At 71.0% G+C, this 14,338-nt stretch carries 15 protein-coding genes; 4 read left to right on the top strand and 11 right to left on the bottom strand.

Going from position 1 to position 14,338, the window contains the following annotated elements; all coding sequences use genetic code 11:
* Window positions 1-89: 89 nt before the first annotated feature.
* Window positions 90-272, bottom strand: coding sequence for a DUF397 domain-containing protein (locus OG811_RS12295; RefSeq protein ID WP_406074256.1), 183 nt, complete (start codon window positions 270-272; stop codon window positions 90-92).
* Entirely contained in the window at window positions 263-1,051 is a 789-nt protein-coding gene (locus OG811_RS12290) for a helix-turn-helix transcriptional regulator (RefSeq protein ID WP_406074254.1), read from the bottom strand. Before OG811_RS12290 ends, OG811_RS12295 begins: the two co-directional genes overlap by 10 nt.
* Window positions 1,052-2,255: 1,204 nt before the next feature.
* Here OG811_RS12290 and OG811_RS12285 point away from each other — a divergent pair.
* Entirely contained in the window at window positions 2,256-3,131 is an 876-nt protein-coding gene (locus OG811_RS12285) for an alpha/beta fold hydrolase (protein ID WP_406074252.1), read from the top strand.
* 18 nt (window positions 3,132-3,149) lie between these two features.
* Here the strand turns inward: OG811_RS12285 and OG811_RS12280 are convergent, their stop codons facing one another.
* Window positions 3,150-3,704 (bottom strand): carboxymuconolactone decarboxylase family protein, encoded by a 555-nt coding sequence (locus tag OG811_RS12280; protein WP_406074250.1) that lies wholly within the window; start codon window positions 3,702-3,704, stop codon window positions 3,150-3,152.
* 95 nt (window positions 3,705-3,799) lie between these two features.
* Between OG811_RS12280 and OG811_RS12275 the strand changes: the two genes are divergently transcribed.
* Complete coding sequence (locus tag OG811_RS12275) at window positions 3,800-4,276, top strand: MarR family winged helix-turn-helix transcriptional regulator (RefSeq protein WP_406074249.1); 477 nt, start codon at window positions 3,800-3,802, stop codon at window positions 4,274-4,276.
* A gap of 394 nt (window positions 4,277-4,670) precedes the next feature.
* On the top strand, window positions 4,671-4,871 hold the full coding sequence (locus tag OG811_RS12270; RefSeq protein WP_406074247.1) for a hypothetical protein: 201 nt from the start codon (window positions 4,671-4,673) through the stop codon (window positions 4,869-4,871).
* A 163-nt stretch (window positions 4,872-5,034) separates the two neighbouring features.
* On the opposite strand, the gene ccsB is transcribed toward OG811_RS12270, so the two are convergent.
* The 6 genes from ccsB to hemL are packed head-to-tail and all read right to left on the bottom strand — an operon-like array spanning window position 5,035 to window position 11,023.
* A complete protein-coding gene (ccsB, locus tag OG811_RS12265) occupies window positions 5,035-6,009 on the bottom strand; it encodes a c-type cytochrome biogenesis protein CcsB (RefSeq protein WP_406074245.1) in 975 nt (324 codons plus the stop codon).
* Window positions 6,009-7,652 (bottom strand): cytochrome c biogenesis protein ResB, encoded by a 1,644-nt coding sequence (locus OG811_RS12260; RefSeq protein WP_406074243.1) that lies wholly within the window; start codon window positions 7,650-7,652, stop codon window positions 6,009-6,011. The genes ccsB and OG811_RS12260 overlap by 1 nt, the downstream gene beginning before the upstream one ends.
* A complete protein-coding gene (locus OG811_RS12255) occupies window positions 7,652-8,467 on the bottom strand; it encodes a cytochrome c biogenesis CcdA family protein (RefSeq protein WP_406074241.1) in 816 nt (271 codons plus the stop codon). The genes OG811_RS12260 and OG811_RS12255 overlap by 1 nt, the downstream gene beginning before the upstream one ends.
* Window positions 8,467-9,033, bottom strand: a complete 567-nt coding sequence (locus OG811_RS12250) for a TlpA family protein disulfide reductase (protein ID WP_406074239.1) — start codon at window positions 9,031-9,033, stop codon at window positions 8,467-8,469. Before OG811_RS12250 ends, OG811_RS12255 begins: the two co-directional genes overlap by 1 nt.
* Window positions 9,033-9,680: a histidine phosphatase family protein gene (locus OG811_RS12245; protein ID WP_406074237.1), complete on the bottom strand. Its 648-nt coding sequence runs from the start codon at window positions 9,678-9,680 to the stop codon at window positions 9,033-9,035. Before OG811_RS12245 ends, OG811_RS12250 begins: the two co-directional genes overlap by 1 nt.
* Window positions 9,681-9,685: 5 nt before the next feature.
* Entirely contained in the window at window positions 9,686-11,023 is a 1,338-nt protein-coding gene (hemL, locus tag OG811_RS12240; RefSeq protein ID WP_406074235.1) for a glutamate-1-semialdehyde 2,1-aminomutase, read from the bottom strand.
* 145 nt (window positions 11,024-11,168) lie between these two features.
* Between hemL and OG811_RS12235 the strand changes: the two genes are divergently transcribed.
* Complete coding sequence (locus OG811_RS12235; RefSeq protein ID WP_272614785.1) at window positions 11,169-11,504, top strand: STAS domain-containing protein; 336 nt, start codon at window positions 11,169-11,171, stop codon at window positions 11,502-11,504.
* A gap of 248 nt (window positions 11,505-11,752) precedes the next feature.
* Here OG811_RS12235 and OG811_RS12230 read toward each other — a convergent pair whose 3' ends face one another.
* Together OG811_RS12230 and OG811_RS12225 are read right to left on the bottom strand one after the other, a co-directional pair.
* On the bottom strand, window positions 11,753-13,366 hold the full coding sequence (locus OG811_RS12230) for an ABC transporter permease (protein WP_406074233.1): 1,614 nt from the start codon (window positions 13,364-13,366) through the stop codon (window positions 11,753-11,755).
* On the bottom strand, window positions 13,363-14,259 hold the full coding sequence (locus tag OG811_RS12225) for an ATP-binding cassette domain-containing protein (RefSeq protein WP_406074232.1): 897 nt from the start codon (window positions 14,257-14,259) through the stop codon (window positions 13,363-13,365). Before OG811_RS12225 ends, OG811_RS12230 begins: the two co-directional genes overlap by 4 nt.
* Window positions 14,260-14,338 lie beyond the last annotated feature (79 nt).

The raw sequence follows: 14,338 nt of genomic DNA, 5'->3' as shown, positions 1-14,338 counted from the left end.
AGCCGGTTTCCCGATCCGAGGACATCAGTGCCGGGTTGGCACCCCTTGGCGAGCGTGATCGAGCGGAGCGGGAGTTTCAGCCGGGCGGGTCAACGTGTGCGGGCCACGAAGGCTCGCCAGGCGGCCGGGCTGAAGGTCAGCACGGCACCGTCGCGGTCTTTGCTGTCGCGTACGGCGACCACGTCGGGGAGATTGTCGGCCACCTCGACGCAGTCACCACCGTTGGTGCTGCTCCGGGTGCTGGTGCGCCACTGGGCACCGGTCAACTCCATGACTTTGCCACCTCCGTCAGCAACTCGATCGACTGCCGGGGCGGCAGCGCCTCGCCCTGGATCGACTCCCAGGACGACCGGACCGCCAGCACGTCCTCGGCGTGGTCGATCACCTGCCCCTTGAGCTGGTCGTCCAGATAGGCGACGTCCTCCCCGGTGGGCAGCGTAGCCAGCACGAAGGCCCCGGCGAAACCCGGATACGCGCCGACCGAGGCGGGCACGATGTGCAGCCGCACCCGGGGGCGCTCGTTGACCAGCTTCACCAGACGCAGCAACTGCTCGCGCATCACCACCGGGCCGCCGACCGGCCTGCGCAGCACGTGCTCGTCCAGCACCGCGACGAGCTGTGGCGGGTTCTCGTCGGCAAGCACCGCCTGCCGGCCCAGCCGCGCCTCCGCCCGCCGCTCCACCTCCTGCTCGTCGAAGAGACCGACGCTGCGGAACAGCGCGCGGGCGTAGGCCGCCGTCTGCAGCAGCCCCGGCACCACCATGTTCTGGTACGACCGGAGTACGGTGGCCTGCCGCTCGTTGGCCTCCCACTCCCGCAGCCACTGCGGCGACCCGAACCGGGCCAGCATCCGAGCGAACGCACCACCGGTGTCGAGTGCCACGTCCACCCGGTCCCAGAAGTCCGGCGGCGGCTTACGCGCACCGGTCTCGACCATCGCCACCGTCGACGGCGAATAGTTGACCGCCTTCGCCAGATCCTCCTGGGTCATCTTCCGGGCCGCTCGCATGTACCGCAGTTCCTCGATCAGCACCTGTAAGCGCTCGTCCATGCGCACGCCTCCCTCACCACCGCATCCCGCGTGTCTCACCGACCTCACCGACGTCCCCACCTGGCACACAGGGCGACCGAATACCTTCTGACAGTAGTCCTGTCGTCACCAGACTGTGCACAACGGAATCGCCCGGATCCGACCTGAAAGGACGGGCGAAACTGTGGAGGGGCCGTCCGGAACGTCGGCGGCGGACGGCCCCTCCTCCAGGTCGAACCGAGGAGGGGAAAGCTCGATGGCCATCTCATCGCGGCCCACGCGGCGCCATGACCCTCACCGCCCGCTGTGGCTCTGCCGAGCCTGCGGCTGTCCGTGGCCGTGCGCCACTGCGCGGCTGACCCTCCTGGCCGAATACCGGAACAGCCGTGTCGCCCTGTCCATCTACCTCGCTGGCATGCTGTACGACGCTGTCGGGGATCTCTACCGGCTCAACCCCTGCGACGCACCGAAGCCTGGAGCGCTGCACGAGCGCTTCCTCGGCTGGGCAGCCCCACGCAGGCCCCGGATGCCGTAGTCCCCATACCCCTGACGGCCGGTTTAGCCGATCCCGCGACCGGGCTGAGGAGCGCTGCGACCCATGACAGTTGCGGGACGGGTGTCCGCACCCAGCGCCTCATCGCCCTGCTGCCTCCAGCGCCACGTGCACCCGAACTCTGCTGTCGGACTCAGTTCCACAGCGGCGGCGCGCAGGCGGCGTGGCGTTGTCAGGCTTCGACCGAGCGCATCAGTGCCGGCCCTGAGCAGCCATGAAGCAGCCGTGCTGACGGGCGGCGAGGCGACCCCGTCCGGGGCGCGGGAGGAAGTTGGCAGGGCAGATCTTGGACAGTTTCCGTTCCCAGCTAACGGAAACTGTCCAAGATTGCCAGCGCGATCGCGGGTGAAGCAGCCCGGGGGGTCCGGAGGTCAACTCGCCGCGACAAGACCCCGACCGACGGGCGTTCGGCGGTCAGACCCCTTGGGATAGATCATCTGGAGCACCAGCCAGGGCAGCAAACTACAAAAGATCTTAGTTTTCGGTCGCCTTTCGACAGCAACCGCCGCTAACGCGCCAAGATCCACCCGGCTTCCATGAAAGCGCGGTATCCCCGGCCGCAGGACACCCTGACTTCAGGGAAGCCGAGTGGATCAACGGGCAGAGCCCACACCTCGCGGGCATGGCGGGCGGTTGAGCGGGTAGCCGGGCAGCCTGCGGACGGAGGCGATGATGGGCGGAAAACGGGTTCCGGCGGGGTTCACCGAGCAACGGGCGCGGGTCGGCCAGATCACCATGAACTACGTCCGTGGCGGCAGTGGCCCGCCACTGGTGCTGCTGCACGGGTATCCGCAGTGCTGGCACATGTGGCGGCACCTGCTGCCCGACCTGGGGCGCTCCTTCGACGTGGTCGCGCCCGACCTGCGCGGCTTCGGGGACAGCGACGCCCCGGCCGGCGGGTACGACAAGAAAACTGTCGCCGCCGACCTGCACGGACTACTCGACCAGCTCGGCCTGACCAGTGACCTCCGGCTGGTCGGGCACGACCTGGGGACCATGGTGGCGTACGCGTACGCCGCCGCCCATCCGCAGCGGGTGAGTCGGCTGGTGCTCAGCGAGGCGCCGATCCCCGACGAGAGCATCTACACGTTCCCCGCGCTCACCGCGGCCGGGCCGGGGGTGTGGAACTTCGGCTACTTCTCGATCGGCAACGGTCTTCCGGAGGAGTTGGTCAGCGGGCGGGAGTCGCTCTGGGTGGACCGGTTCACCGATGCCCTGATGGTGCGCAAGGGCAGCATCGCCGCGCCCGATATCGAGGAGTTCGCCAGCCATCTGCGCGATCCGGCGCATCTGCGGGCCAGCTTCGCCTACTTCCGGGCGTTCGATCAGGACATCGCCGACAACGCGGCGTACCGGGCCACCAAGCTGGAGATGCCGGTGCTGGCGGTCGGCGCAACGGCCAGCCTCGGTGGGCAGGTCGCCGAGCAGGTTCGCCGGTACGCCGACACGGTGCGCGGCGAGGTGATCGAGGACTGCGGGCACTGGCTGTACGAGGAGCGCCCGGACGAGATGCTCGCCCTGCTGCGCGACTTCCTCGGTGCGGCCTGAGCCGTCGACCATGGTCGGTCAGGCCCGCGGCTCCCAGGCGTGCGGAGTCAGCGGCGGGTCGAGCGGCGCGCGGGTGAGCCGGTTGGCGAAGGTGGAGATGGTGTACGCGCCGACGCCGAGCACCACGTCCAGCGCGTGCCGGGTCTGGTAGCCGGCGGCCAGGAAGTCGTCCAGCTCGTCGTCGGGCACGGCGCCCCGATGTTCGAGCACGGCCAGCGTGAACCGGCGCAGGGCCTCCAGTCGCGGCTCCGGCAGCACCGTGCCGGCGCGCAGCGCGGTGATCAGGTCGGCGGCCGCACCGAGTCGGGTGAGCGTGCCGGTGTGCAGGGCGACGCAGACGTGGCATTCGTTGGTGGTGGCGACGGCGAAAACGACCACCTCCCGTTCCAGCGGCGAGAGATCGGTCTGTTCGAAGCCCGCGTTGGCGGTGAGGAAGCCGGCGAGCAGTTGGGGCGACTCGGCCATCAGCGCCACCGGCGCGGGCAGCCAACCGAACCGGCGGCGCACCCCCTCGATTGTCGATCGGGCGGCGGCGGGCGCGGTGTCGGCGGTGTGTGCGACGAAGACGGACACGGTTACCTGCTTTCGCAGCGTCGGTCGGGGCGCCAGCGATGCGTCCCGTACGATAGTCAACGTGGTTGACGAAATAGTAAACGTGGTTGACGAAGATGGCAACCGCTGACCCCGCGCGCCCCGGCTTCCAGCTGCCGCTCCTGCTGCTGGCCGGCTTCCGGACGCTGATCGACGATCTGCACACCGAGCTGGCCCGGCAGGGGCATCCGGAGCTGCGGCCGCTGCACGGTTTCGTGCTCCAGGCCGTGGGGGTGGACGGCACCACCGCCACCGAGCTGGGTCAGCGGCTGGGCATCTCCAAACAGGCGGCCGGCAAGACGGTCGACCGACTGGTCGCCGTCGGCTACCTGGAGCGGGTCGACGACCCCTCCGACGCCCGCCGCCGGCTGGTCCGGGTCACACCACGCGGCGCCGACGGGCTACGCCGCTCGGCGGAAATCTTCGATCGGCTGCGCGCGCGTTGGGCCGAGACCCTCGGCCCGGAACGGGTCGACGCCCTGGAGGACGACCTGCGCACGATGGCCTCGGCCAACTGGTTCCGCCTCGACATGCCGGGCTGGTTCGGCGGCTGACCGCGACCGCCGGTCGGTGCGGTGCCGTCGGCGACCCCCCGACGGCGTCGGCCACGTGGCGCGCGAGCAGCCCCGCCGCAGCGGCCACGGGGCTCGGCGGACGGCCAGCGGGTGCAGGCCAGTTCGACGAAGGCCCTGCCCGGGTCAGGTACGCCTCCGCCCGGGGCGCGAGGGCCGGGCACCGCATGATCCACTCGCATTTCAGGAAAGTGCGCTATCCCGGCCGCAGGACACCCCGACTTCATGGAAGCCGAGTGGATCAACGAAGCCGAGTGGATCAACGGCCCACCGGGCGCGGGACACCGCCACATCACCGACCGGGGCTGGGTCAAGCCCGGCGGACACACCTCACCGTGCCTGGCCGAACGGCGGGACGCGGGAGCAGAGTGGACCCATGTCGGACGCTTACGTCGTCGGCGACCCGGACGGGTTGTCGCCCCTACAGGTCGAGCTTCGCGACGCCATCGCCCGGGAGCTGCACGCCCAACTGGCGTTGCGCGGCGAACGGATCGAGCTGGCCGATCTGCCGGAGGTGTCCTACCAGGTCACGATCCAGGTCGAGCGGGCCATCCGGGCCTGGCTGCCCGCGCGGTAGACGCTGGCCCCGGCGAGGTCCAGCCGTCCCAGCGCTGTCCTCGGGTGGACGACGACCCGAGCAACGACCTGGCCCCGGTGACCGTGAGCTGACCGAGGCCGGTGGAACGACGCGGGCCGGTCACTGACGGAATCCGTGACCGGCCCGCGCACCGCAGACCAGGTCAGTCCAGCCCGCCGTACGAGTGCAGGCCGGTGAAGAAGATGTTCACGCCGAACAGGTTCATCAGCACGGTGAGGAAGCCGAGCACGGCGATCCAGGTGGCCACGTTGCGCTTGACGCTGGGCGTGGCGCGGGCGTGCAGGTAGCCGGCGTACACGACCCAGGAGATAAACGCCCAGGTCTCCTTCGGGTCCCAGCCCCACGGCCGGCCCCAGGCCGCCTCGGCCCAGATCGCACCGGCGATCACCGCGAACGTGAAGATCGGGAACGCGAAGGCGTGCAGCGCGAACGTCAGCCGCTCCAGGCCGACCGCGCCGGGCAGCCGCTTGGCCAGGATGTACGGGAAGCTCCGCTTGCCCTGCTCGTACCCGTTGCGCATCAGGAAACCCACGGCCGGCACCACACCGAGCAGGAAGATGCCGGACGCGAAGACGATGGTCGAGACGTGGATGATGAACCAGTACGAGTTCAGAGCTGGCACCAGCGGCACGATCGGCACGTACAGCACCAGTTCGGCGGTGGCCACCAGCAGCACCATCACCAGGGTGAGGAACAGCCCCAGCTTGCGCAGCGACGGTCGCTTCCAGAGCACCACCAGCCAGGCCGCGACCCCGATGAACGTCACCGTGAGCACGAACTCGTACATGTTGCCCCACGGCATCCGGTCGGCGGCGAGCCCGCGGGTGACCAGCGCCGCCAGGTGGAGCAGTGCGGCGACCGCAGTGGCACCCACCCCGATCAGGCCCGCGAGTCGGGCACGCCCCGCCGACCGGTCGGCCGCCGTCGACGGCACCGGCGCGGGCGCGGGCGGCATCGGAACAACGCCGCCACCGGCGCCCACCAGCTCGCGAACCGGAGCAGCCACTGCGATCCGGGTACGCGCGTTGCCCAGCGCGTACTCCACGGCATGGCCGATCATCGCGACCAGGTACGCCAGGATCGCGAAGGTCACCAGATTGTCGGAGAGTGCGGACATCACTCGGCTCCTTCTCGCACACTGGCCCGGTCGCTGGAGTCAGCGTCAGCACCAGCCCGTTCGGCACCGCTGACGGCGGCAACGAGCTGGGCGAACTCTTCGGCGAACCCTGGATAGTCGGTACGCGGCAACCCACCGGCCTCCATCAAGCTACTACCGCTCGTCGGAGATCCTTCTCCGGGGTCGGCCGGTACCACCCGGAAGAACACCCGGCGGCGCCGCCCGAACAGTGAGCCCATCAGCCCGACCAGCAGGACCCCGCAACTGATCAGCAGTGGCGTCGCGCCGGGATCGTGCCGGATGGAGAGGGTGACGTACCGCTCGGTGCCCAGGAACTCGACCTTCGAGCCGTCGTCGAGCGTCCACGTCTCGCCCTTGCGGAGCAGCTTGGTGCCGACCTCCTTGACCTTGCCGGTCCGCACCTGCCGCTGGTCCAGCTGGTAGACCGAGCCGGGGATGCCGGCGTCCAGGCCGAGGTTGCCCTGGTAGGCGACCAGGTTCAGCACCGGGTTGCGCTCGGTCGGATACTGCGAGCGGACGAACGGTGCCTGCTCGGGTGCCGTGGGCAGGTAGATGCCGGTGAACGCCATCTGCTGGTCCGGCGCGCGCTTGCCGGTGGCCGGGTCGACGTTCGCGTCCGGGAAGGCGGCCAGGCCCTCGCTGGTCAGGCCCATGTCGCCGGTGGTCAGGAACGGGTCGTCGCTGATCTGACCACGGCCGAAGCGGTCGGTGTAGCGGATCACCGGGGCGTACCCGTGACCGAGCAGGTAGACGCTCGCGTCGTTCAACCGCAGCGGAGAGTTCACCGAGAAGTCCGCGCTGCGGGTCGGCTCGTCCGGGCCGTCGACGGTGACCGTGGCGTTGAAGAACTCCGGCTGACCGGTGTCGAGGAACCGGGCCTGGAAGTCGTCCAGCCGCAGGCAGAAGCGGGGCAGGTCGGCGCTGTCGACCCGAGGGCCGAGCTTGGCCTCGGCGAACTGCTGCCGGGTGTTGCAGAAGGCGTTGTCCGCGCCGGCCACGAGCAGCCGGTTGCCGCTCCAGCCGTACCAGGATCCGAGCGCGACGCCGATCAGCACCGCGATCAGCGAAGTGTGGAACAGCAGGTTGCCGGTCTCCTTGAGGTAGCCCTTCTCGGCCGACACCTCGTCGCCGCGTACCTCGACGCGCCAGCGCCGCTTGCGCAGCACCTCGGCGACGGCCGCCGCACCACCGGCCGGGGCGGGCAGCACGGTGTGCTGCGGCAACCGTGCCATCCGTTTCGGCGCGACCGGCGGCCGGGACCGCAACGCCCGGACGTGATCGCGCAGTCGGGGCGTGATGCAGCCGATCAGGGAGGTGAACAGCAGCAGGTAGATCGCGGAGAACCAGACCGAGCCGAAGACCTCGAACGCGCCGATCCGGTCCAGCCGGGGGGCCAGGTCCGGGTGGTCGGTGAAGTACTGGTTGACCTTCTCCGGGCTGATCCCACGCTGCGGCAGCACCGAGCCGGGAATGGCGGCGACCGCGAGCAGGAAGAGCAGGATCAGCGCGGTACGCATGCTGGTGAGCTGCCGCCACGAGTTGCGCAGCAACGCCAGCACCCGGGTCGGCCGGCGCCGGGGCGCCGGGGCCACGGTCTCGGGCCGGTCGTCGACGACCGTCATCAGATGCTCACCTCGCCCACCCCGACGGTGGTCTGCAACCAGATCACGAAGCTCTGCCATCCGCCGGTGACCAGCGCCAGGCCGATCAGGATGAGCAGGGCGCCGCCGACCCGGGTGACCCAGCGGCTGTTGCGCCGGACGGCGCGGAAGACCCCGAGCAGGCGCTGGAAGCCCAGCCCGAAGACGACGAACGGTATCCCCAGCCCGAGGCAGTACGCCACGGCGAGCACCACGGCACGGTCGCTCTGGCCGGACGCGGTGGCCATCCCCATCACCGCACCGAGGGTGGGGCCGGTGCAGGGCACCCAGCTGAGTGCGAAGACCGCGCCGAAGACCGGTGCGCCGAGCAGCCCGGCCGACGGCAGTCGGGAGATCCGGAACTCGCGTTGCAACGCCGGGATCATCCCGAGGTAGCCCAACCCGAGCACGATGATCAGCGCGCCGACGACGATTTCCAGCTGCCGCTCGTACTCGAAGAAGACCCGGCCGATGCCGGCGAACAGGATCGCGGTGGCGACGAAGACGACGGTGAAGCCGGCGATGAAGAGCAGCGTCCCCGCGAGCACCCGGCCCTTGACCGCCACCGTCGCGGCCCGCTCCTTCACTGCGACACCGCCGGTGGCCGGTGCGGGATCGGCCGGCGGCCGACGCCCCTCCAGGTCGGCGCCGGCGAGGCCGGTGACGTACGAGAGGTAGCCGGGGACAAGTGGGAGCACGCACGGGGAGAGGAAGCTGACCAGGCCGGCGAGCGCCGCCGCGCCGATAGCGAGCAGCAGCGGCCCGCTCAGAGCCAGCTCCTTGAAGGTCTCACCCATCAGTTCGGCGCCGGCTTCTCGACCGCGATCCGTTCGACGATCGGTTGCAGGCCCTCCTGCTTGACGGCGGCCCGGATCACCGCCGCGATCCGGCCCTCCCGATCGAGCACCACCGTCGCCGGGACGGTGTTCGGCGGGATGTCCAGATTGAGCGCCAGCTTGCTCGGCGGATCGAACAGGCTCGGATAGGTGACCCGGCCCTCCTCGAACGCCTTGGCCTTGTCCCGCTGGTCCTGGACGTTGATGCCGAGGAAGGTCACCCCAGAGCCCTTGGTCGCCTGGTAGGTGGCTTCCAGGTCGTCCGCCTCGGCGCGGCACGGCGCGCACCAGGAGCCCCAGAAGTTGACCACCACTACCTGCCCACGTGCCTGGCTGACGTCGTAGTCGCCGCCAAGGAGCAGCTCACCGGCGAGCTTCGGGGGTGCCGAGCGCTGGTCCGGCGCGCACTCGAAGATCCCGTCGGTGGTGGTCGTGCAGGTCTTCTCCTGCCCCTTCGACGTGCAACCGGCCAGCGCCACCGCGGCGACGGTGGCGAGCAGACCGGCGGTCCACCTCCGGGCGTTCATCAGGCCCCCTTGGCCGTCCGAGCGGTCGCAGAGAGAGCGATCAGGTGCGCGGCGGGCTCACTGTAACCAATGCCCGTCACCTTCGACCCGTCGAAGTGAAACGAGGTGAGGCTCGCCAGCCCGCACTGCCGCTTGCGCGGGTCGTGCCAGAGCCGCTTGCGTTCGACGAAGCGGCGCAGCGTCCAGATCGGGAGCTGGTGCGACACCAGCACCGCCTCGCGCCCCTCGGCGGCGACCCGGGCGGCCTGCACAGCGGCGAACATCCGCTCGGCGATCACCCGGTACGCCTCACCCCAGGACGGGGTCATCGGGTCGCGCAGCACCCACCAGTTACGCGGGTCGCGGAACGAGCCGTCACCCGGGGACACCTTCTTGCCCTCGAACCAGTTGGCGCTCTCGATCAGCCGCTCGTCCACCCCGACCGGCAGCCCGAACTGGGCGGCGATCGGCTCGGCGGTCTGCTGGGCGCGTTCCAGGGGACTGGCCACCACGTGCACGATCTCCCGCTCGGCCAGGCTCTGCGCGGCGGCCTTGGCCATCTGCACGCCCAGCTCGGAGAGGCGGAAACCGGGCAGCCGACCGTAGAGAATCTGGTCGGGGTTGTGCACCTCACCGTGCCGAAGCACGTGGACCACCGTCTTACTCACTGTTACTACCCCCCGTGACCGGCCGCTGCCGCCGCGTTCGCCGCCGTGGGCAGCGCGGCCGCGATGTGCTCCAGCGCGGCGTCGTCGATCGCCGCCGACACGAACCACGACTCGAACGCGCTCGGCGGCAGGTAGACCCCGGCGGCGAGCATCGCGTGGAAGAACGCCTTGAACGCCGGCACCTGCTGGGTGCGCGCGCTGTCGTAGTCGACCACGTCGGCGTCCGTGAAGAAGATCGAGAACATGCTGCCCGCGTACGACAGTCGGTGCGGGACCCCGGCGGCGGCCAGCGCGTCGGAGGCCAGCTTGCCCACGACGGCGGCCGTCTCGTCGAGGCGGTGGTACAGCGCGTCGTCGGCGAGCCGCAGCGTGGCCAGGCCAGCGGCGCAGGCGAGCGGGTTACCGGAGAGCGTGCCGGCCTGATAGACCGGGCCGGCCGGGGCGAGTCGCGCCATGATGTCCGCGCGCCCGCCGAACGCGGCGGCGGGCAGGCCACCACCCATGACCTTGCCGTACGTCCACAGGTCGGCGTCGGAGGCGTCGAGGCCGTGCCAACCGGCGCGGGAGACCCGGAAACCGGTCATCACCTCGTCCACCACGAACAGGGCGCCGTGCGCGTGCGCGATCCGGGCGAGTTGCTGGTTGAAGCCGTCGCGGGGCGCGACCACGCCCATGTTGCCGGCGGCCGCCTCGGTGATCACCGCGGCGATGTGCGGGCCCTCGGCGGCGAAGACCTCCTCGACGGCCCTGATGTCGTTGTACGGCAGCACGATCGTCTCGCTGGCCGCCGCGCCGGTCACGCCGGGCGAGTCGGGTAGGCCCAGGGTGGCCACGCCGGACCCGGCGGCGGCGAGCAGCGCGTCGACGTGGCCGTGGTAGCAGCCGGCAAACTTGACGATCTTGGAGCGGCCGGTGAAGCCGCGGGCCAGCCGGATCGCCGACATGGTCGCCTCGGTGCCCGAGTTGACCAGGCGGACCTGCTCCATCGGGGTCCGGGCGACGAGCTCGGCGGCCAACTCCACCTCACCCGGGGTGGGAGTGCCGAAGCTGGTGCCCAGTGCGGCGGCGGCCTGAACGGCGTCCACCACCTCCGGGTGCGCGTGCCCGAGGATCAGCGGACCCCAGGAGCAGACCAGGTCGACGTAGCGGCGGCCGTCGGCGTCGTACAGCCACGGGCCCTCGCCACGGACCATGAAACGCGGGGTGCCGCCGACCGCCTGGAAGGCGCGCACGGGGGAGTTCACCCCGCCCGGCACGATGGCGCGGGCGCGGGCGAACAGGGCCTCGGAGGCCGGCGCTTGGGCCGGGTAACGGCCGGTACCGGCTGAAAAGATGTCGGTCACGATGCCGCCATTGTGTCAGCGTCGGACGGTCAACCAGCAGTGGGGTTACCGGGCTCACCCATGGCCGGTGCCCGTCAGCAGCGGCGACACGGCTGGCTCGCGGCCTCGACAGGCCGGGCCGGTCGGATCGCGCTAGGCTGATCGGGTGGATCGTGCCGAACTGTCCATCACGCTGCACCGGACGGGCGACGAAGCAGTGCTGCGCCTGGCCGGTGAGATCGACATGCTCACGGCGGCTCAACTCTCCACCGTCGTCAACGAGGTGCTGGCCGACCCACCCCCGCGGATCGTGCTCGACCTCGGCGGCGTCACCTTCTGCGACTCGCAGGGCCTGGGCACCCTGGTCGTGCTCAGCCGCAAGGCCAGCCACGCGCAGAGCCTGCTGATGCTGACCCACGTGGGCGAGTTCCTGATCCGCGTCCTCGACATCACGGGCCTCCGCAGCGCCCTGATGATCCGCAACGACCAACCCACCGGCTGACCCCCCCACCCCTCCCGGCCCCCACCCCCACCCCCTCCCCCGCCCTCCCCCCTCCCCCGCCCCCTCGGTCGCGTCGATCTAGGGGAAACCGTCGTGAGTTGATCTCTTCGGGCAGCAACTTGCCCTAGATCGACGAGGGGTGGGGCGGGGAGCGGGGGCGGCGGGGGGCGGGGGGCAGTGGGGGTTAGTCCTTGCTGCTTCGCTCCGCGAAGCGGCCCTAATCGGGAGGAAGTAGGTCTACTTCCGAGTTAGGGGGTGGGGATGTCTCGGGTGTGGAAGGCGCGGAGGGCTATCGCGATCAGGGCCGCTGTCAGCGCCGTCAGGCTTGCTAGCGGGGCGACGGACCAGTCCTGGCCGAGGACCTGTGGGGTGTGGGTGAACGGGGAGAGATCCAGCGCCCACTGGTCCAGCTCCAGCACCGCGCCGAGCTGACCGAGCAGCAGGCAGCCGGCGAGCACCGCCCAGGCACCCCCGGAGAAACGGGGCAGCCAGCCGACCAGCAGCGCCGCCAGCCCGGCCAGCACCCAGGCCGCCGGCACCTGGGCCAGCCCGGCACCGAGCAGCCGCGGCAGCTCGCCGCCGACATCCCCGACGGTGAGACCATAGGCCAGCCCGGTGGCAAGCCCGGCGACCGCCAGCACCACCGCCGGGCCGAGCAGCGCGAAGATCAGATGCGCCGCCAGCCAGCGGGTCCGGCTCACCGCCGTCGCGAGCAGCGGTTCGGCCCGCCCGGCGGTCTCCTCCGCTCGCGCCCGCAGGGCAGCCTGGATGCCGTACCCGGCGGCGGCCAGTCCGGTCAGGCTCAACGTCCCACCGAGGTACGCCTCGGCGAGCGCGGAGCTGCCACCGAGGCGGGACAGGATCTCGGCGAGCTGCTGGTTGCCCCCAACGGCGTCGCCAGCGGCGTCCGCCGCACCGCCGAGCACCAGGCCGAGCAGCCCGAAGCCGACGGTCCAACCGAGCAGTTGGCCCCGGTGCAGCCGCCAGGCCAGGCCGAACGGGCCGGCCAGCCCCGCACCGGCGGTGGCCGGACCGAGCCGGGACGGGAACACCCCCGCGCCGAGGTCACGGCGGACCGAGACGGGGTACGCGACGAGCGCGACCACCACGCTGAACAGCACCGGCAGCAGCAGCACCCACCAGCGCTCGTCGGCGTAGGCCCGGCCACGGGCCGCCCACCCCAGCGGCGAGAGCCAGCTCAGCCACTCCGCGCTCCCACCGGTGCCACCGGAGGCCCCGGCGTCGCCGCCCAGCCGCAGCACGAAGGCCAGCCCGAGCACACCCAGGCCGATCCCACGTGCCCCGGCCGCGCTCTCGGTGAGCTGCGCGGTCAGCCCGCCGACCGTGGCGAAGACGATGCCGGTGAGCGCCACGCCGGCACCGAAGAGCACCGAACCAGCGCCGGGCAGGCCGGCGGCGACCAGGCCGGCGGCGCTGAGCAGGCCGAGCAGCACATTCGCGGCGTACGTCACCAGCAGCGCCGCGGTCAGCCCGGCGTATCGGCCCAGCACGGTGGCGCCGAGCAGCTCCCGGCGACCGGCTTCCTCCTCGGTGCGGGTGTGCCGGACCACGGTGAGCACGCTGGCCAGCCCGGCGATCAGGGCCAGCAGACCGGCTCGCTGGACGGTCAACGCACCGATGCTGTCGCCGTACACCGGGCCGAGCAGGGCGACGATCGACGGGTTGCTCGCCGTGCCGGCCAGGTACGCGGCCCGTTCGGCGGCGGTCGGGTAAAGCTCGGCGTACGTGCTGGCGTAACCGGCGGGCAGCACCGCCAGGAGAAGAACCCAGATCGGCAACACGACCCGGTCCCGGCGCAGGATCAGCCGCACCAGATGCCCGGTGCCGGTGAACGCGGTCATGACCGCACCTGCTCGGCCTGGTAGTGCCGCAGGAACAGTTCCTCCAGCGTCGGGGGCTGGCTGACCAGACTCCGTACGCCGATGTCGGTGAGCCTGCGCAGCGCGGCGTCCAGCGCGGCGTTCTCCACGTCGAAGCGCACCCGGTGGCCGTCCACCCGCAGGTCGTGCACCCCGGCGAGCTGGCCCAGACCGTCCACCGGGCCGGTCAGCTCCGCCTCGATCGAGGTCCGACGCAGGTGGCGCAGCTCGGTCAGGGTGCCGGTCTCCACGTCCCGCCCGTTGCGGATGATCGTCACTCGGTCGCAGAGCGCCTCCACCTCGGCCAGGATGTGGCTGGAGAGCAGCACGGTGCGGCCGTCGGCCTTGGCCCGGCGGACCCAGTTCTGGAAGACCTCCTCCATCAGCGGGTCCAGGCCGGAGGTCGGCTCGTCCAGGATGAGCAGTTCGACGTCGGAGGCGAGGGCGGCCACCAGGCCGACCTTCTGCCGGTTGCCCTTGGAGTAGGCCCGGCCCTTCTTGCGCGGGTCCAACTCGAAGGAGTCGAGCAGCTCGGCTCGGCGGGCTGGGTCGAGGCCACCGCGCATCCGGCCGAGCAGATCGATGACCTCTCCGCCGGAGAGGTTGGGCCAGAGCGTCATGTCGCCCGGCACGTACGCCAGCCGACGGTGCAGGGCCACCGCGTCGCGCCACGGGTCACCACCGAGCAGGCGGACGACCCCCGCGTCCGTCCGCAGCAGGCCGAGCAGTGCCCGGATGGCAGTCGACTTGCCGGCGCCGTTCGGGCCGAGGAAGCCGTGCACCTCGCCGGTGCGGACGGTCAGGTCCAGTCCGTCGAGTGCCCGTGTCCGGCCGAAGGTCTTGACCAGGCCGGACACCTCAATGGGAGTTTCCATGTATCGGAAGTTACACTCGTTTCACAAAGTTGTGAAGACAGCGAGAGCCGGGGCACCATCGGGGCCCACGTGAGCACGT

The organism is Micromonospora sp. NBC_01638 (genome assembly GCF_045209745.1).
GTDB lineage: Bacteria > Actinomycetota > Actinomycetes > Mycobacteriales > Micromonosporaceae > Micromonospora.
This window is presented reverse-complemented; position numbering and strand designations above follow the sequence as displayed.